The organism is Lentzea sp. NPDC055074, assembly GCF_053608005.1.
This window is the reverse complement of record NZ_JBSGUQ010000024.1, coordinates 127,415-144,478: the sequence shown is the minus strand read 5'-3', so window position 1 is coordinate 144,478 and position 17,064 is coordinate 127,415. Positions and strand designations below refer to the sequence as shown.

Annotated in this window: 19 protein-coding genes; 4 read left to right on the top strand and 15 right to left on the bottom strand. The window is 69.6% G+C overall.

Going from position 1 to position 17,064, the window contains the following annotated elements; genetic code table 11:
- Nucleotides 1–286 precede the first annotated feature (286 nt).
- The 5 genes from ACWF7A_RS38655 to lysS all read right to left on the bottom strand — a co-directional run bounded on the left by ACWF7A_RS38655 (nt 287) and on the right by lysS (nt 5,382).
- The gene (locus ACWF7A_RS38655) at nt 287–1,084 is read right to left on the bottom strand and encodes an ABC transporter ATP-binding protein (protein WP_452255452.1); all 798 of its coding nucleotides are present in this window, start codon (nt 1,082–1,084) and stop codon (nt 287–289) included.
- On the bottom strand, nt 1,081–2,148 hold the full coding sequence (locus tag ACWF7A_RS38650) for a FecCD family ABC transporter permease (RefSeq protein WP_452255451.1): 1,068 nt from the start codon (nt 2,146–2,148) through the stop codon (nt 1,081–1,083). Before ACWF7A_RS38650 ends, ACWF7A_RS38655 begins: the two co-directional genes overlap by 4 nt.
- 8 nt (nt 2,149–2,156) lie before the next feature.
- Entirely contained in the window at nt 2,157–3,149 is a 993-nt protein-coding gene (locus ACWF7A_RS38645) for a FecCD family ABC transporter permease (protein WP_452255450.1), read from the bottom strand.
- A 313-nt stretch (nt 3,150–3,462) separates the two neighbouring features.
- Nucleotides 3,463–3,813 (bottom strand): histone-like nucleoid-structuring protein Lsr2, encoded by a 351-nt coding sequence (locus ACWF7A_RS38640; RefSeq protein WP_452255449.1) that lies wholly within the window; start codon nt 3,811–3,813, stop codon nt 3,463–3,465.
- A 114-nt stretch (nt 3,814–3,927) separates the two neighbouring features.
- Nucleotides 3,928–5,382, bottom strand: a complete 1,455-nt coding sequence (lysS, locus tag ACWF7A_RS38635; protein ID WP_452255458.1) for a lysine--tRNA ligase — start codon at nt 5,380–5,382, stop codon at nt 3,928–3,930.
- 373 nt (nt 5,383–5,755) lie between these two features.
- On the opposite strand from lysS, the gene ACWF7A_RS38630 reads away from it, so the two are divergent.
- Entirely contained in the window at nt 5,756–6,514 is a 759-nt protein-coding gene (locus ACWF7A_RS38630; RefSeq protein WP_452255448.1) for a class I SAM-dependent methyltransferase, read from the top strand.
- On the opposite strand, the gene ACWF7A_RS38625 is transcribed toward ACWF7A_RS38630, so the two are convergent.
- The 5 genes from ACWF7A_RS38625 to ACWF7A_RS38605 form a co-directional block, all read right to left on the bottom strand.
- The gene (locus tag ACWF7A_RS38625; protein ID WP_191302510.1) at nt 6,504–7,301 is read right to left on the bottom strand and encodes a type III pantothenate kinase; all 798 of its coding nucleotides are present in this window, start codon (nt 7,299–7,301) and stop codon (nt 6,504–6,506) included. The genes ACWF7A_RS38630 and ACWF7A_RS38625 overlap by 11 nt on opposite strands.
- 10 nt (nt 7,302–7,311) lie before the next feature.
- Nucleotides 7,312–7,782 (bottom strand): aspartate 1-decarboxylase, encoded by a 471-nt coding sequence (panD, locus tag ACWF7A_RS38620; RefSeq protein WP_452255447.1) that lies wholly within the window; start codon nt 7,780–7,782, stop codon nt 7,312–7,314.
- A gap of 10 nt (nt 7,783–7,792) precedes the next feature.
- Nucleotides 7,793–8,683, bottom strand: a complete 891-nt coding sequence (gene panC / locus ACWF7A_RS38615) for a pantoate--beta-alanine ligase (RefSeq protein WP_452255446.1) — start codon at nt 8,681–8,683, stop codon at nt 7,793–7,795.
- A 1-nt stretch (nt 8,684) separates the two neighbouring features.
- Nucleotides 8,685–9,575 (bottom strand): Rossmann-like and DUF2520 domain-containing protein, encoded by an 891-nt coding sequence (locus ACWF7A_RS38610; protein WP_452255445.1) that lies wholly within the window; start codon nt 9,573–9,575, stop codon nt 8,685–8,687.
- Between the two features lie 102 nt (nt 9,576–9,677).
- Entirely contained in the window at nt 9,678–10,823 is a 1,146-nt protein-coding gene (locus tag ACWF7A_RS38605; RefSeq protein ID WP_452255444.1) for a PrsW family intramembrane metalloprotease, read from the bottom strand.
- Between the two features lie 30 nt (nt 10,824–10,853).
- Between ACWF7A_RS38605 and ACWF7A_RS38600 the strand changes: the two genes are divergently transcribed.
- From ACWF7A_RS38600 to ACWF7A_RS38590, 3 genes are read left to right on the top strand one after another with little or no spacing between them, the layout of a single operon-like run.
- Nucleotides 10,854–11,816, top strand: a complete 963-nt coding sequence (locus tag ACWF7A_RS38600; RefSeq protein ID WP_452255443.1) for an SAM-dependent methyltransferase — start codon at nt 10,854–10,856, stop codon at nt 11,814–11,816.
- 16 nt (nt 11,817–11,832) lie between these two features.
- Nucleotides 11,833–12,255, top strand: coding sequence for a DUF1203 domain-containing protein (locus tag ACWF7A_RS38595; RefSeq protein WP_452255442.1), 423 nt, complete (start codon nt 11,833–11,835; stop codon nt 12,253–12,255).
- A 31-nt stretch (nt 12,256–12,286) separates the two neighbouring features.
- Entirely contained in the window at nt 12,287–13,372 is a 1,086-nt protein-coding gene (locus ACWF7A_RS38590; protein WP_452255441.1) for an NADH-quinone oxidoreductase subunit D, read from the top strand.
- Here the strand turns inward: ACWF7A_RS38590 and ACWF7A_RS38585 are convergent, their stop codons facing one another.
- From ACWF7A_RS38585 to folP, 5 genes are read right to left on the bottom strand one after another with little or no spacing between them, the layout of a single operon-like run.
- On the bottom strand, nt 13,373–14,881 hold the full coding sequence (locus ACWF7A_RS38585; protein WP_452255440.1) for a DUF6779 domain-containing protein: 1,509 nt from the start codon (nt 14,879–14,881) through the stop codon (nt 13,373–13,375).
- Between the two features lie 50 nt (nt 14,882–14,931).
- A complete protein-coding gene (locus ACWF7A_RS38580) occupies nt 14,932–15,384 on the bottom strand; it encodes a DUF3180 domain-containing protein (RefSeq protein WP_452255439.1) in 453 nt (150 codons plus the stop codon).
- On the bottom strand, nt 15,381–15,875 hold the full coding sequence (gene folK / locus ACWF7A_RS38575) for a 2-amino-4-hydroxy-6-hydroxymethyldihydropteridine diphosphokinase (protein WP_452255438.1): 495 nt from the start codon (nt 15,873–15,875) through the stop codon (nt 15,381–15,383). Before folK ends, ACWF7A_RS38580 begins: the two co-directional genes overlap by 4 nt.
- Nucleotides 15,872–16,261 (bottom strand): dihydroneopterin aldolase, encoded by a 390-nt coding sequence (gene folB / locus ACWF7A_RS38570; protein ID WP_452255437.1) that lies wholly within the window; start codon nt 16,259–16,261, stop codon nt 15,872–15,874. The genes folK and folB overlap by 4 nt, the downstream gene beginning before the upstream one ends.
- Nucleotides 16,254–17,039 carry a dihydropteroate synthase gene (gene folP / locus ACWF7A_RS38565; protein ID WP_452255457.1) on the bottom strand — a complete coding sequence of 262 codons (786 nt, stop codon included), beginning with the start codon at nt 17,037–17,039 and terminating at the stop codon, nt 16,254–16,256. The genes folB and folP overlap by 8 nt, the downstream gene beginning before the upstream one ends.
- Between the last annotated feature and the right edge of the window lie 25 nt (nt 17,040–17,064).

The window sequence follows — 17,064 nt, the reverse complement described above, 5'->3', positions numbered from 1 at the left end:
CCCCACCGCCGACGCCACCCAGCAACGCAACAGGCAGCCGCTCACAGCAACAGGCGTGCCATCAACCCGCGAACAGCGCTGGCCCCCTGATCAGATTGCCGGGGGTCTGGGGGCAGAGCCCCCAGGGGAAGCACGCAACGCAACCACGCCGCCCGCAACAGCAGCGAACGCTGACGCAGGCGTCCCCCCGAATCGGGAACCCCTACATCACAACGTACTCAGAGGGTCCGACAACCGAAGGCAACAACCGAAGGCAACAACCTAAGGCAGCCGATGCCGGGACAACCTAAGGCAGCCGATGCCGAGACCCGACGGGCACCACCAACGGCGTCCCGGAAACCGGATCCTCGACGACCCGAGCGTCCAACCCGAACACCTCCAACAGCATCTCCTCGGTCAACACCTCACCAGGCGTCCCCTGGGCGACAACCCGCCCACCCCGCATGGCAACGATCCGATCCGCGTACCGAGCAGCCAGGTTCAGGTCGTGCAACACCATCACGATGGTCCGCCCCATGGAGGCGTGCAGTTCCTGGACCAGGTCCAGCACATCGATCTGATGGGCGAGGTCCAGATAGGTGGTCGGCTCATCGAGCAGCAGCAGATCGGTCCCCTGAGCCAGAGCCATGGAGATCCAGGCCCGCTGCCGCTGCCCACCGGACAACTCGTCGACGGTCCGCTCGGCCAGATCCACGATCCCGGTCATGGCCAACGCGGCGTCAACAGCAGCGGCATCGTCGGACGACCACTGCCGGTACCAGGACTGATGCGGATGCCGCCCCCGCGCGACGAGGTCCGCGACCGTCAACCCCTCGGGCGCGGAAGGAGCCTGGGGCAGCATCCCCAGCACCCGAGCGACGTCCCGGGTGGACATCGACTCGATCTGCTTCCCGTCCAGCAGCACCGCGCCGGACCGAGCGGGCAACAACCGCCCCAGAGCCTTCAGCAGGGTCGACTTGCCACACCCGTTGGGCCCGATGACAGCGGTGACCGTCCCGTCGAGGATCGACAGGTCGAGGGAGTCGACGACGAGCCGCTCCCCGTAGCCGATGGACAGCGAAGAAGCCTCAAGACGCACACTCATACCCGCGCCTCCCGGCGGCTTCGGATCAGCAGGAACATCAGATAGGGCGCACCGAGAACCGCCGTGACGACGCCCACCGGCAGTTCGGTCCGGTAGATGGTCCGCGCGACCAGGTCCGACAACATCACCAGCGCGCCTCCGACCACGACAGACCCGAACAACGGCGGCTGCGCGGTCCCGGACAACCTCAGGGCGATCTGCGGCGACGCAAGCGCGACGAACGTGATCGGCCCCGCGGCGGCGGTGGCCACGGAGGCCAGCACGATCGCCACGATGATCAGGAACGACCGCGCCGCGTTGACGCGGATGCCCAGGCCGCGCGACGTCTGGTCGTCGAACTGCAGGGCGCCGAGCACGTGGCCGCCGACCAGCGCGACCGGGATCAGCACGACCAGCGCCAGGGCCACCGGGACGACGTGTTCCCAGCCGCGGCCGTTCAGCGAGCCGGTGATCCACACCATCGCGCGGCCGGCGTCCTGCACGTCGCCCACGGTCAGCAGGTAGTGCGTGAAGTTGCCGGCCACGGCGGTGATGCCGATGCCGACGAGCACCATCCGGAATCCCTCGATGCCCTGCCGCCACGCCAGCGCGTAGACGAGCAGGCCCGCGAGCAGGCCGCCGCAGAGTCCGGCCAGGGGGACGCCGATCGAGGCCGCGCTGCCGGTCACCACGCCCAGCGAGCCCGCGAAGGTGATGACCGAGACCGCACCGGCGCCCGCTCCCCACGTCACGCCGAGGATGTCCGGTGAGGCCAGCGGGTTGCGCACGATGGCCTGGAAGATCGCGCCTGACAGGCCCAGGGCACCGCCGACGAGCAGGCCGGTCAGCGCTCGCGGCATCCGCAGTTCCATCACGACGAACTGGTCGCGGCGCGTGCCTCCGCCGAGCAGGGTGTCGACGACCTGGGTCACGGTCAGCGGGAAGTCGCCGACCATGATGTCGGCGACCAGCACGGCCGCCAGCACGACCAGCGAGATCGCCACCACCAGCATCGGCCGGCGGCGCAGCTTGAACGAGGCCGCGCCCACGCGCAGAGCGGGCGCCTTGGCAGCGGGGGTCTTCACAGCGGTCGTCAAATCTTCACCAGCTTCTTGCGCCGCACCAGGAAGATGAAGAACGGGGCGCCGATCAGCGCCAGCATCACTCCGACCTCCACCTCGGACGGGCGGGCGACCACCCGGCCGACGATGTCGGCGAACAGGATCAGGATCGCGCCGAGCAGTGCCGAGTACGGCAGGATCCAGCGGTAGTCGGGGCCGGTGAACGCGCGCGCGACGTGCGGCACCACGAGCCCGAGGAACCCGATGGGCCCGCACGCGGCGACAGCCCCGCCCACCAGCAGCGTGATGGCGAAGATGCCCAGCGACCGCGTCTGCCGGACGTTCACGCCCAGCGACTTCGCCACGTCCTCGCCCAGCGACATGGCGTTGAGCCCCGGCGCGTTGAACGCGGCGATGACCAGCCCCGCGAGAAGGAACGGCGCCACCTGCGTCAGCACCGTCAGGTCGCGGCCCGCGATGGCGCCGACCTGCCAGAACCGGAACGCGTCGAGCGACTGCTGGTCGAGCAGCACGATCGCCGACACCAGGCCGTTCATCAGCGCGGAGACCGCGGCACCGGCCAGCGCCAGCGTCACCGGCGAGGGACCACCCCGCCCGGCCGACCCGAGCAGGAACACCAGGACGCTCGCGATCATCGCGCCGGCGAAGGCGAACCAGATGTAGCCGACCAGCGAGTTGACGCCGAGCAGGAAGATCGAGAGCACGACCGCCAGGGCCGCGCCGTGCGTGACGCCGAGGATGCCGGGGTCCGCCAGCGGGTTGCGCGTGTGGCCCTGCATGAGAGCGCCACCCACACCGAGTGCGATGCCCACCGCGATGCCGAGCACCGTGCGCGGGATCCGCAGCTCGCGGATCACCACGTCGTCCTCGACACCGGTCGGCGTGAAGAGACCGTGCCACACCCCGGACAGCGGGATCTCCTTCGAGCCGACCGCGATGCTCGCCAGGCACACGGCGACCAGCACGACCAGCAGGAAGAGCAGGCCCAACGACCTACGACCCAAGGCCCACCCTCCTCGATCCACACAGGAGAGGTAAGCCTAACCGAACCGCCTGGTCACACCGGGGTCCAGGGCACCGGTTCTGGTCACATCGGACAGTCGCGGAGCTCGGGAACACGACTCGGAAGAACCCGAAAGAATGTTCAACCAACCCGTTGTCGGGTCAACTAAAAAGTCAGCAGCAAGAGTGTTCACGATCTCGTTTGGATCGCACCGTTCCGCCTTCCGGAGGCAGCCGGTAGCTGATCAGTCACTCAGAAAGCACGAAGGGGTTCCGAGGAATCTTCCCCGGAACCCCTTCGTGTTTTAGCGAATTTCAGCCCTGCTGGTGGTAGGCGTCGAGCACCTCGGCCGGGATGCGGCCGCGGTCCGACACCTTCATGCCCTGCTTGCGGGCCCACTCGCGAATGGCCTGGTTCTGCTCACGATCCGCCGAGGCGGGACGCGCCTTCACCGCACCGGCCGGACGACCCGGTCCAAGCCGCTTGCGTCCACCGGCACGACGTGCACTTCCCACGAAGTCGGCAAGAGCGTCCCGCAGTTTGCCCGCATTGCCCGAGGAAAGGTCGATCGTGTAGGCGACACCATCCAGTCCGAACTCGACGGTCTCCTCAGCAGTGGAACCGTCCAGATCGTCGACGAGGGTCACCGTGACCTTCTGCGCCATGCGTATCCTCCAGGACCCCGAATGCGCGGTCACCCGCGTCGCCAACTAAAGCCTTCTGCGAGGCAGGTTAGCGCACGGGTGCCGCATTGCACCTATCGACATCCGGAAAGTTACTCATTCAGGGCGAACGAGCGGGAACAAGATGGTCTCGCGGATACCCAGACCGGTGAGGGCCATCAGGAGCCGATCGATACCCATTCCGACGCCACCACTCGGTGGCATTCCGTACTCCAGTGATCGCAGAAAGTCTTCGTCGATCGGCATGGCCTCGTGGTCACCGGCGGCACCAAGACGCGCCTGTGCTTCGAGGCGTTCCCGCTCGATGACCGGGTCCACCAGTTCGGAGTAACCGGTGCCGAGTTCGAATCCGCGCACGTACAGATCCCACTTTTCGGCCACACCAGGCTTGCTGCGGTGCTGCCTGGTCAGCGGAGACGTCTCGACCGGGTAGTCCCGCACGAACGTCGGCGCGTAGAGCGAGTCGCACACCAGGTGCTCCCACAGCTCCTCGACCAGCTTGCCGTGCCCGAACTTCGGGTTCACCTCGAGTTCGTGGCGGTCACAAAGCTTGCGCAGCGTCTCGGCCGGCGTCTCGGGGGTGATTTCCTCACCAACAGCTTCGGACAACGACTCGTAGATGCTGAGCGTCGTCCATTCACCCGAGAGGTCGTACTCGCTGCCGTCCGCCAACGTGACGATCTGAGAACCCGTGACAGCTTCCGCCGCTTCCTGGATCAGCTCGCGCGTCAGTACCGCGTTCGAGTCGTACGTGGCGTACGCCTCGTAGTACTCCAGCATCGAAAACTCGGGCGAATGCGACGAGTCCACACCCTCGTTGCGGAAGTTGCGGTTGATCTCGAAGACCTTCTCGATCCCACCGACGACGCAGCGCTTCAAGTAGAGCTCCGGCGCGATGCGCAGGAACAGGTCGATGTCGAGCGCGTTCGAGTGCGTGATGAACGGACGCGCGGAGGCACCGCCCTGCAGCGTCTGCAACATCGGCGTCTCGACTTCGAGGAATCCACGCCGGTGGAACGAGTCGCGCAGAGAACGAACGACGTTCGCACGGGTCCGAACAGTGTCACGCGCCATCGGCCTGAGGATCAGGTCGACGTAACGCTGACGAATGCGGGTTTCCTCGCCGAGTTCCTTGTGCGCTACCGGCAACGGGCGCAACGACTTCGACGTCAGCTGCCACCCGTCGGCCATCACGGAAAGTTCGCCACGACGTGAGCTGATGACCTCACCGCTCACGAAAACGTGGTCACCGAGGTCGACGTCGGTCTTCCACTCGGAAAGCGCTTCTTCACCGACTCCGGCGAGGCTCAGCATCGCCTGCAGTTCGGTGCCGTCGCCTTCGCGCAACGTCGCGAAGCACAGCTTTCCGGTGTTGCGCATGAACATCACGCGGCCGGTGACGCCGACCTGCTGGCCGGTCTGCGTGTCGGGTTCGAGTTCGGGGTGGGCGTCGCGAATCTCGCGCAACGTGTGCGTGCGCGCGACTTCGACGGGATACGGCTCCTTACCGGAAGCGAGCAGCCGCGCACGCTTCTCCCGGCGCACGCGCATCTGCTCTGGCAGGTCTTCTTCGCTGGTCACGAGGTTTTGCTTCGGCTGCTCACTCACGCGGAGAAGGGTACGGACACCCGAGAGGACAAAGCGAACCGGATACCTGTTTCACGAGGTGCGCCGCAACACGCCGACGCCGTGCACGGAGGGCTGAACCTGCTGAACCCGCGATCACGCTAGCCCCGGCACGGTTCCGCCGGTGATACCGCTCAATTGCCTGGAGCCGAACGGGTGCACGGTCCGCTGGTATCGCGGACGGGGCCCGCCCGCGGGTGATCAGCCACTACGTCAGACGTGCGAACCGGCTCGTCCGCGCCCCGAAGAACACCCACCAGACCATTCTGGACACCGGTCCACTCACTAAGTTGGGGTGATGGATCTACACGCGAGGCGAGCGGACTCGTTCGGCGCGCAGGCAGGGGCCTACGCCGAACACCGGCCTGACTATCCCGTGGCGGCGATCCGGTGGGCTCTGGAGCCCCTGGGCGACAGGACCGAGCGACTGGACGTGCTCGACCTCGCCGCCGGCACCGGCAAGCTGACCGGCGGCCTGGTGGCCGAGGGCCACTGCGTGACAGCCGTGGAGCCCAACGAGCAGATGCTGTCCGAGCTGGTGCGCCGAGTGCACGGCGTGCGCGCGCTGCCGGGCCACGCCGAACACATCCCCGTTCCCGACCAGACCGTCGACGCCGTGTTCGTCGGCACCGCGTTCCACTGGTTCGACCAGGAGAAGGCGCTGCCGGAGATCGCGCGCGTGCTGCGTCCCGGCGGCGTGCTGGCGGCCATGTGGACCGAGCCGGTCACGGACGTCGACTGGGTGCGCGAGCTGGAGCAGGTGTCGCTGAGCAGCGTCGAGTCGCAGCGGCACGACCCCGTCGCGATCATGGCGCACCCCTCGTTCACGACGGAGGAGCGCGCCGCGTTCCCGCACTCCCACCACCGCGACTCGCCGGAGGCGGCGGTCGCGTGGATCAACACGCACTCGCGCATGCTCGTCATCGACGACGAGGAACGGGCCGCCATCACCGAGAAGATGCTGGCGTTCCTCCGCGGGCACCCGGAGACGTCGAACGGACCGTTCGACGTCCCCCTGCGCGCGGAGGTCTTCCGGATGGTGCGCGTCAGCGAGTGACGGCGGGCATGTTGCGCTCGAAGACCATGCGCAACCCCAGCAGGGTCAGGTCGGGCACGTGGTGCGCGATCGTCGAGGACTCCGAGACCACCAGCGGCGCGAGGCCGCCGGTGGCGATCACGGTCACGGGACCGGGGTCGGTCTGCTGGAGCTCCTCGGTGATCTTGCGCACCAGCCCGTCCACCTGGCCGACGAACCCGTAGACGATGCCGGACTGCAGGCACTCCACGGTGTTCTTGCCGATCACGTTGCGGGGCTTGATCAGCTCGACCTTGCGCAGCTGGGCGGCGCGGGAGGCGAGGGCGTCGACCGAGATCTCGATGCCCGGTGCCAGCGCGCCGCCCAGGAACTCGCCGCGCGACGAGATGACGTCGAGGTTCGTGGACGTGCCGAAGTCGACGACGATGCACGAGGTCGCGTAGAGGTGGTGCGCGGCCAGCGTGTTGATCACGCGGTCCGAGCCCACCTCCTTCGGGTTGTCGACGAGCAGCGGGACACCGGTCTTCACGCCCGGCTCCACCAGGATCTTCGGCACGGCGTCGTAGTAGCGGCCGAGCATGACCCGCAGCTCGCGCAGCACCGCGGGCACGGTGGACAGCGCGGAGATGCCGGTGATCTTGTCGGCGTACTCGCCGAGCAGGCCGCGCATGGTCAGCGCGAGCTCGTCGGCGGTCATCCTGGCGTCGGTGCGCATCCGCCAGTCGCGCACGAGCGGGGCCGAGTCGCCGACCCCGTCGTACAGACCGAGCACGATGTTGGTGTTGCCGACGTCGATGGCGAGCAGCACGTGATGTTCCTCAGTTCTCGGCCTGGATCAAAGCGTCGAGCGCGGTCGCCTCAACGGTCTCAGAAGAAGGCGCGCTCGTGGAGCCGTTCACCAGACCGGAGCCCTCGGGGGCGTGCGCGGGGTCGGTGCCCAGGTCGGCGACCTTGTTGTCGGCGTCCACGAACACGACGCGCGGCTTGTAGGCGCGCGCCTCGGCGTCGTCCATCTGCCCGTACGCGATCAGGATCACGATGTCGCCGGGGTGCACGAGGTGCGCCGCCGCGCCGTTGATGCCCAGCACGCCGGTGCCGCGCTCGCCGGGGATGACGTAGGTCTCCAGGCGGGCGCCGTTGGTGACGTCGACGATGGCGACCTTCTCGCCCGCCAGCAGGTCGGCGGCCTCCATCAGGTCCTCGTCCACCGTCACCGAACCGACGTAGTGCAGGTCTGCCTGCGTCACCGTCGCGCGGTGGATCTTGGACTTCAGCATCGTGCGGAACATGTCATTCCCCCTACTCGTCGCCTTCGCCGAGCAACACCGCGATGTTGTCGATCAGGCGGGTGGAACCGACGCGGGCCGCGACGAGCAGCCGGGCGTCGCCGTTCTCCGGCGCGGGACCGAGGCCGGGCCCGCGCAGCTCCAGGTAGTCGAGCTCGATCTCGGGCGTCTGCGCCAGCACCTCGTGCGCGGCCTTGAGCACCGCGTCCCCGCCCTGCGCCGACACGTACGCGCCGGCGGTCAGGGCGGCCGACAGCGTCACGGCGTGGTGGCGCTGCTCCGGGGTCAGGTAGGCGTTGCGCGACGACAGCGCGAGACCGTCGTGCTCGCGGACGGTCGGCACGCCGACGACGTCCAGCGGGAAGTTCAGGTCGCGCGCCATCTTGTCGATGAGCTGCAGCTGCTGGTAGTCCTTCTGCCCGAACACCGCGAACGTCGGCTGCACGATGTTGAACAGCTTCGACACGACCGTGAGCACGCCCGCGAAGTGGCCGGGACGCACGACGCCCTCGAGCTCGTCGCCCAGCGGTCCGGGGTGGACGGTGACCTGCGCGCCCTCGGGGTACATGTCCTCGACCGACGGCGCGAACACCAGGCCCACGCGCTCCTCGCGGCAGATGTCCACATCGGACTCGAACTGGCGCGGGTACTTCTCGAGGTCCTCGTTCGGCCCGAACTGCAACGGGTTCACGAAGATCGACACCACGATCACCGTGTTCTGCATGACCTTGGCCTCGCGGATCAGCTGCCGGTGGCCCGCGTGCAGGGCGCCCATCGTGGGCACGAGCGCGACGTTGCGCCCGGCGTTGCGCAGGGTCCGCACGACCCTGTTCAGCCGAGCGGGGTCGCGGTGCACCGTGACGTCGTCCGGGCGGTAGTCGTCCTTGGTCAGTGGCTTCGTCACGTCAGTCCTCGAGAGTGGTGCGAACGTCGTGGGCCGCGTCGGGCTTGAGCAGCCCGGAGTGTTCAGCCCGCTCGGCGGTGCGGCGGGCGAGCACGCGGTAGCTGGGAAGGGTCTCGGGTGCCTGCTGGGCGAGCACGCCGAGGTGCTTGTGCAAGGTACCGGTGTCGCCGCGGGCGACCGGACCGGTGAGGGCACGGTCGCCGTGGCGCAGCGCGTTGTCGAGCGCGGCGGACAGCAGCGGCCCGAGCAGGCGCTCGGCGTTGGCGACGCCGGCGTTCGTGAGCAGGTCGGCGGCGTCGCGGACCAGCGTGATCAGGTGGTTCGCGCCGTGGGCCAGCGCCGCGTGGTAGAGCGGGCGGACGGCTTCGGGCACCCGGACCGGTTCGGCGTCCATCTCGACGACCAGCGCCTCGCCGACGCTCCAGGCCACCTCGTCGCCGTCCGCGGCCGTGACGCCGACGCACGCGGCGCTCATCCGCTGCAGGTCCTCGGAGCGTCCGGTGAAGGTCATGACGGGGTGCAGCGCGAGCGTGAGCGCGCCCAGTTCGGCGGCGGGTTCGAGGACCTGCACGCCCTGCGCGCCGCTGGTGTGCACGACGATCTGGCCCGCGCGCAGCGACTCGGTGGCGACGAGGCCCTTGACGAGGCCTTCCAGCGCGTCGTCCGGCACGGCCAGCAGCACCAGGTCGGCGCGTGCGGCGACCTCGGTCGGGTCGGCGATCGGGACGCCGGGCAGCAGGTCGTCCGCGCGGTCGCGGGAGGCCTGGGAGACGGCGGAGACGCCGGTCACCACGTGGCCCGTCCTGGCCAGCGCGGCACCCAGCACAGAGCCGACGCGGCCTGCCGAGATGACACCGACGGCGAGCCTCGCCGGACGTGGGGTCGCGTCCATGCGACTCACTCCTTCTGACGTTCCAGTCCCTTGTGCGGGTACCAGACGACGCCGCCGAGGGTAGCTCCGCACCGACCGGCTTTCGCCCGTCGGTGACCGGACTCACCGACGGGCGGCGGCCCTGGCGGCGTGCAGTGAGTCGAGCAGCACCCCGTGGCGTTGCTCGGCGCTCTGACCGGCCGTTCCCTGCTCTATGCGGTGCCGCAGGAAGGCCAGTTCGGTGACGGCGATCTGGTAGCTCTTCACGGCCTTGACCGACGCCTCGCCCGACTTGCGCTTGACCGCCCGCAGCCAGTTCCGGCGGCCGTTGAGGCTCGCGAGCAGGGCGACCTCGCTGTTGGCGATCCACCGGTTCTGCGCCATCGCGGCGAGCTGGCCCGCGACGATCCGCTGCTCGCGTCTGCGCTGCCACACCACGATCGTGACGGCGCCGGCGAACACCGGCACCATGATCAGGAAGTACAGGTTGATGAACGCGGACCCGGTGCCGACCGTGGTCGAGAAGTTCCACAGCGAGTGCAGCCCGACGGCCGTGAGATAGCCGCCGATCGGCGCGAGGACGCGGACCGTGGAGTTGCTCGTGGTCGCCGCGACACCGACGCCGATCCCCGTCATGGCCGTGAAGAGCGGGTGCGCGAACGGCGAGAGAACACCCCTGAGCACGAACAGCGCGACGACGCCGCCACCCATGTTGCCGAGGCCGTCCTCCAGGAAGACCCGGCCGAAGTACCAGATGTTCTCGGTGAACGCGAAGCCCGCGGCCGTGATGCCGGCGTAGACCATGCCGTCCACGACGCCGTCGAACTCGTGGCGGCGGCGGACGAAAACGGCGATGAGGAACGCGGCCTTGGTGGCCTCCTCGACGATCGGCGCCCCGATCACGGCGGTGAACGTCGCGCCGTCCTGACCGAGCAGATCACCCAGCACCCTGGACGTCTGGTTGAACGCGAGCGAGCTGATCGTCGCGCCGCACGAACCCCAGACGAACGCGAAGAGCAGCATCTTCGCCGGTTCCGGTTCCCAGCGGTCGATCCACAGGAACGCGCTCACCACGAACGCGACGGGGATCAGCGCCGCGGCGGCACCGACCAGCAGCGGCTCGATGCCGATGCTCGACGTGCCCAGTGCGAACAGCACGAGGCCGGCCGCGGCGAGCGCGATCAGCGCCACGACCGGGAAGAGGACGGTCCAGCGGCGCTGCTCGATGCGCTTCTTCGTCGGCGTCGGCGTCAGGTCGGCGTCGGTCACGGGAAATGACCTTAGATGCACACTTGTCCGATGTTCGACTGGGAAGCCGCTTGGCACGCCGCGCTGTACGGGCCGGGTGGTTTCTTCGCGCGCGGCGAGAAGCCCTCGTCGCACTTCCGGACGTCGCCGCTGGTCGGGTCGGAGCTCGCGGAAGCGCTGGTGACGCTGCTGTCGCGAGTGGACGCCGCGCTCGGGTTTCCGCCGGTCCTGGACTTCGTGGACGTCGGGGCCGGTGGGGGTGAGCTGGCGTTCGCGGTGCGGTCGCTGGTGTCAGCGAGGGCTGGAGCGGCGAAGTCCCCGGGGCCGGGGTCGCCTGGGCCGGGGTCGCTCGCTTCGCGGCTTCGGGTCACCGCGGTCGAGGTCGGTCCTCCCGTCGACCTGCCCGGGGTGCGGTGGACCACGACCGTGCCGCCGTGCGTCGGGTTGCTGGTCGGGCACGAGTGGCTCGACGCGATCCCGTGCCCCGTGGTGACCGGGCCTTCCGACGATCCGTGGATCGCACGGTGGTGGCCGGCGCTGGCCGACGGCGAGATGGCTGAGGTGGGCGCGCCTCGGGATGCGGCGTGGGCAGCCGCTGTGTCGTCGGTGCGCGGGGCGGCGCTGGCGATCGACTACGGGCATCTGGTGTCGTCGCGGCACTTCTCGCTGACCGGGTATCGGGACGGGCGGCAGGTTCCGCCTGTGTTCGACGGCTCCTGCGACATCACCGCGCACGTCGCCCTGGATGCTTGTGCGGCTGCGGCCGGCGGGGAGTTCGTGCTCGTGTCGCAGCGGGATGCGTTGGGGGCCTTGGGGTTGAGGGAGGACGTCTCGGGGTCCGGGTGGGAGTGGTTGGAGTCCGCTTCGCGTGCTGGACGGATCGCGGAGCTGCGGGCTCGTGACGGGCTGGGGGCGTTCGGGTGGTTGTTGCACGGGCGGGGGGTGGCGTTGTCGGACCTGTTGCCCTCGTTGCCACCCTGGCGTCCGAATCCCGCCAGCTGTTCGGAGGGCTGACGGCGATCGTTGAGGCATGCGAATCCACACCGTGTCTCCGTCCGACTCGTTCTCCGACCCCGGCCGCGAGTACCGCGCCTCCGAGCCCGGGGTGCCGTTGCGGTGCTGCCTGCGGAAGTCGTCGGAGGGTGAGGCGGTGTGGCTGTTCCGCTACTCGCCTTCCTCTGGCAAGGGTCCGTACGCGGAGGTCGGCCCTGTGTTCACGCATGTGGAGTGTCCGGGTGGCGCTTCGTTGGATCGTCTCCCTGTCGGATTGTTGAACAATCCCCGGATCCTACGTTCCTACAACGCCGCAGGTCAGATCCATGACGGCGAGGTGGTGGAGCCGGGATCGTTCGATCGTAAGGTTGTCGAATTGTTCAACGATCCTTCGATCGAGTCGGTCCAGGTCCGGAGCGTGTCGCACGGTTGCTTCTTCTTCGCGATCACCAGGGCCTGAGCGCCACCGCGGCTCGTGAAACCATGCTCGGGTGAGCGAGCAGATCACCGTCGGCGTGGGCGCGGGCGCCCGGTACCTGGGCGTCGACCGCGTGATCGACCTGGGCCCGCTGCACCCGTCGGCCCACGGCGCCTACCGCCTGCGCCTGACCGTGACGCCGGACCTGGTGATCACCGCGGCGGAACCACTGGTCGGCCACCTGCACCGCGGCGCCGAGAAGCTGTTCGAGGTCCGCGACTACCGCCAGGTCCTCACCCTCGCGAACCGCCACGACTGGCTCTCGGCGTTCTGCAACGAACTGGCCGTGGCCCTCGCCGTGGAACGCATGACGGGCATGGACGTCCCGGCCCGAGCCCAATGGCTGCGGGCCCTGCTCTGCGAGCTGAACCGCCTGATGGCGCACATGGTCTTCCTGACCCCGTTGTCCCCCAACGCCGCCAAGTACCGCGAGGGCGTGCAGGCGCTGATGGAGGAGGCGTCGGGCGGACGCATCCACTTCATGTTCAACAGGATCGGCGGCCTGCGCGAGGACGTCCCGGCGGGCTGGACCGCACGGGTCGCCGACTTTCTGTCCACTGTGGACACAGAGACGCTCTCCGTCGACTTCGGGGCGCTGGAAGGACTCGGCGTCCTGCCGCACGAGGACGCCCTGGCTTACGGCGTCACGGGCCCCATCGGCCGGGCCAGCGGCGTGGACTTCGACCTGCGCCGCGACGACCCGCTGCCCGCGTACAAGACCTTGGGCTTCACACCCGTGCTCCGGACCGAGGGCGACGCGGCCGCGCGCGTCCGGTGCCTGGTCGACGAGGTCCAGAAGTCGGTGGAACTGGCACAGGCGTGCCTCGATCAGCTGCCGCAGGGACCGGTGAACCTCAGGCTGCCCAAGGCCATCAAGGCACCCGAGGGCTCCGTCTACACGCGAGTCGAGGCGCCGCTGGGCACCTCGGGCGTGCACCTGTCGTCACGCGGCGAGAAGACGCCGTGGCGCCTCAAGCTGCGCACGCCGTCGTTCAACAACGTGCAGGCGCTGTCGGCACTCCTGCCCGGCACGAAGGTGGACGACCTGCCGGCGGTGCTGAGCTCGTTCGCCGTGATCGTCGGGGACATCGACAAGTAGCTAGTCGTCGCGACGACGCCGCCGGCGAGGCGCGTCTCCCCCGCCCAACGACGCCAGCAGCTCGCTCACCGACTTGCCGTCCGCGTGCGCACCCGACGGGTCCTCCGGCGCGGCACGACGCCCGGTCGAGACCACGGGCAGGCGCGTCGACGAGTCCTCGGCGACCCGACGGCCCGAAACCGGGGCCTCTTCCGCGGGAGAACGCCGGGGCGTCACCGCGGGAAGCCTGGCCGACGACTGCTCGGACGCGGAACGGCGGCCCACCGGGGGCAGCGACACCAGCGAGTCCTCGGAGGCGGTGCGGCGGGACGGCTGCTCGTCGGCACGGCGGCGGGACGTGCTCGCGGCCGGGGCGTCGGGCTTCAGGGTCTCCCACGAGCCGCTGTCCTGCACCGGGGTCGGAGCCGAGCGATCGTCCGCCCGGCGGCGGCCGCCACCCTGCAGGGCCTTCGGGTCGATCATCTCGGTGCGTTCGGCCACGCGGGAACGCGGTTCCGGCTTGCGGGGCTCCACCGGCTTCGCGACGGGGGGCTTCGGGGCCTGCTCCGGACGCGACAGCGCCTCGGTGCGGGCCGGGGGCTGCGGCTGCCTCTGCACGCGCTCGGTGCGGTGAACCTGCGCCTGAACGGGCTGCGCCTTCACGGTCGGCGGCGGCGCCACCTTGGGCGGCTGGGCCTTCTGCGGCACCTGGGGAGCCGCGGCGTTGCCGAGGCGGGCCGACACGGACGCCGCGGCGGCGCCGGGACGGGGCTGGGGACGTGCCGGTTCCTGCTTCGCGGCCTTCACGGGCTCGCGGCGGACGACGGCGGGCTGCGGGCGCGGCGAGTTCCTGGCCGGGTCCGGGCGCACCGGCTCGGGACGGGCGGGCTCACGGCGCGGGGCCTGCAGCTTGGCGTCGAGGGCGACGCGTTCGATCAGCTCGGTGCGTTCGGACGGCTTCTCGGCCGTGACGGACGACGACGCGGTGATCACGGGCTTGGCGTTGATGACGCGCTGCTCGGGGGCCGCGGCCAGCCGGGCCGCCTCCGAGCCGATCGACCGCAGGCGGGTCGACTCGGCGCGCAGCGCGACGCGTTCGACGAGGACGTCACCGCCCAGCAACGCCTGGAGGTTGTCGCGCAGGGAGTGGAGATCGGCGCGCAGGGCCTCGATGTCCGCGCGCGACTCCTCCTCGATGCGCTTGCGGGTCTCCGACTCGATCTCGAGCTCGTACTCGCGACGAGCGGCCACCTCGCGCTCGAGCTCCAGCTCGTAGACGGACTGGAGGTCGGCCACCTCGTCGTCGCGCTCCGTGACCTGTTTGCGGTACTTGGCAGCGAGGAATGCACCCACCAGAGCCGCCCACAACGCGGCTACCACGGCCAGACGCAGCATCCGGGCGCTGTCGCTCAGCACGAGCACCGCCGCAGCCACGAGGGCGAGCGCCAATGCGGCTACCAACAGCAATCGCCCTGAGCCACGACCGTGATCATCTTGCTCGTCGTCGGTCGACGCGCCTCGCCCGGTCATGCGCACTACGGTACCGCGTAGTTATGTGACTGAGACCTACGGCCGGGTATCTATTCGTTCCCGGAACTCTCTTCCGGCGTCTTGCAGCAGTGCTCGAGCCACAGCGCGGCCGCCGTCAGCGCCACCGCCGCGATCATCCCCACAACCGCTGCCACCAGGTCGTTCGAGGCCGCCGCGAACGAGTCGCGGGCGGGGATCACGAAGATCAGCAACCCGGCCCACGCACCGAACATCAAAGCGCCCAGAACGGACGACGCCTTCGCCAGCGCGACCGCTCGGGCGGCCGTCAGCGGCTGCACCGGACGCGCTCCCGCACGGCGCTGGATCCTGGCCCGCAACGAGAACGCGAACACGACCTCGACGACCGCGATGACGAACAACGTCGACCCGGCCATCACGGGGAGTGGCGGCAACGAGTCGTACGTGAGCCGCAGCAGCAGATGAGCGAGCAGACCGCCGACGATCGCAACGGCGGCCAGGTCGCGGGGACGCGTGAACTTCACTCGTCCATCCAACCCGAAAGCACGAGATCGTCGCGCCGGCGCACGCCCTCGGCCGAGAACTCCAGGCCCGCAACGGGTCCGCGGCCCGCCAGCACCGCGTCCGGCTCCACGTCGAGCCACGGGATCAGGACTGTTGCGCGCTCAAACGCCCCAGGATGCGGCAGAAGCAGCTCGGGGTGGTCGGAGGTCACCCCGTCCACCGAAACCACGTCCACGTCCAACGTGCGCGGTCCCCAGCGCTTCTCCCGCACGCGCCCGGCGGCGTTCTCCAGCGCCTGACCGCGCCGCAGCCAGCCCCACTCGTCGACGTCGTCCGAGGAGACGATCACGATGGCGTTCAAGAAGTCCGGCTGGTCCTCGACGCCCCACGCCGCCGTCTCGTACACCGGCGAAACAGCGATCACGAAGGGGCGCAACCCGTCCACCACGGACTGCAGGAAGGCGAAGCGGTCGCCGAGGTTCGAGCCGATCGAGAGAACCGCGCGGCTCAACGGGTCTCCTTCACCGGCGCCGCGAGCCTGCGCGATCGGCGGATCGTCACCGACACGTCGTCGAACGTCAGCGGGATCGGCGCGGACGGCTTGTGCAGCGTCACCTCGACGGCGTGCAGCCGCGAGTCCGCCATCGCGGCGTCGGCGATCTTGCCCGCCACCGTCTCGATCAGGTCGTACGGCTCGCCGCCGATGATCGCCGCGGCCATCTCGGCGAGCTCGCCGTAGTGGTACGTCTCCTTGAGGTCGTCCGTGCGGGACGCCGCCGAGAGGTCCAGCCACAGCGTGATGTCGACGACGAACTCCTGCCCGTCGCGCTTCTCGTGCTCGAACACCCCGTGGTTGCCCCGGACCCGCAGGCCCGTCAACGCGATCCGGTCAGCCATGTCCCCGCCTCCACGCACCGGCGACGGCGACCGCGTCCAGCGTCCGGTCGACGTCGTGCACCCGCACACCCCACGCTCCGTTGAACGCGGCCAGAGCGGACACCGCCGCGGTCGCGTCCTCCCTGCCGTCCGGTGGACGGTTGCCGAGCAACGTGCCGAGGAAGCGTTTGCGCGACGCCCCCACCAGCACCGGGAACCCGAGCTCCACCAGTTCGTCGAGGCGCTGCAACAGCTCCCAGTTGTGGTCGCCGAGCTTCGCGAACCCCAGACCGGGGTCGAGCACGATCGACGACTCCGCGACACCGGCGGCCAGCGCGGCCTCGACGCGTTCCAGCAACTCGGAACGAACGTCCGTCACCACGTCGTCGTACGTCGCCAGCGCGTCCATCTCCGTGCTGTGCCCACGCCAGTGCATCAGCACGTACGGCACACCGGCGGCGGCGACGACTGCGGCCATCTCGGCATCGGCGAGGCCACCGGACACGTCGTTCACGATCGACGCGCCCGCCTCCAGCGCCGCCGCGGCGACGGAGGCCCGCATGGTGTCGACGCTGACCGGCACGCCCTCGCCGACCAGCGCCCGGATCACCGGGACGATGCGCGCGATCTCCTCGGCCGGCTCGACGCGCTCGGCACCGGGCCGGGTCGACTCGCCGCCGACGTCGATCACGTCCGCGCCGCGCCGGTGCATCTCGACGCCGTGCGCGACCGCGTCCCGCCGGTCGATGTAGCGACCGCCGTCGGAGAACGAGTCGGGCGTCACGTTGAGCACGCCCATCACGACACAACGGCCGGGCTTGGGG

Coding starts and splice junctions, on each gene's coding strand:
- ACWF7A_RS38600 (WP_452255443.1), top strand. CDS start 10,854: ATGTTCGACTGGGAAGCCGCTTGGCACGCCGCGCTGTACGGGCCGGGT.
- lysS (WP_452255458.1), bottom strand. CDS start 5,382: ATGCGCGTGCGCCGGGAGAAGCGTGCGCGGCTGCTCGCTTCCGGTAAG.
- ACWF7A_RS38630 (WP_452255448.1), top strand. CDS start 5,756: ATGGATCTACACGCGAGGCGAGCGGACTCGTTCGGCGCGCAGGCAGGG.
- folB (WP_452255437.1), bottom strand. CDS start 16,261: ATGGCTGACCGGATCGCGTTGACGGGCCTGCGGGTCCGGGGCAACCAC.
- ACWF7A_RS38655 (WP_452255452.1), bottom strand. CDS start 1,084: ATGAGTGTGCGTCTTGAGGCTTCTTCGCTGTCCATCGGCTACGGGGAG.
- ACWF7A_RS38640 (WP_452255449.1), bottom strand. CDS start 3,813: ATGGCGCAGAAGGTCACGGTGACCCTCGTCGACGATCTGGACGGTTCC.
- folP (WP_452255457.1), bottom strand. CDS start 17,039: ATGGGCGTGCTCAACGTGACGCCCGACTCGTTCTCCGACGGCGGTCGC.
- ACWF7A_RS38585 (WP_452255440.1), bottom strand. CDS start 14,881: ATGACCGGGCGAGGCGCGTCGACCGACGACGAGCAAGATGATCACGGT.
- ACWF7A_RS38610 (WP_452255445.1), bottom strand. CDS start 9,575: ATGGACGCGACCCCACGTCCGGCGAGGCTCGCCGTCGGTGTCATCTCG.
- panD (WP_452255447.1), bottom strand. CDS start 7,782: ATGTTCCGCACGATGCTGAAGTCCAAGATCCACCGCGCGACGGTGACG.
- ACWF7A_RS38595 (WP_452255442.1), top strand. CDS start 11,833: ATGCGAATCCACACCGTGTCTCCGTCCGACTCGTTCTCCGACCCCGGC.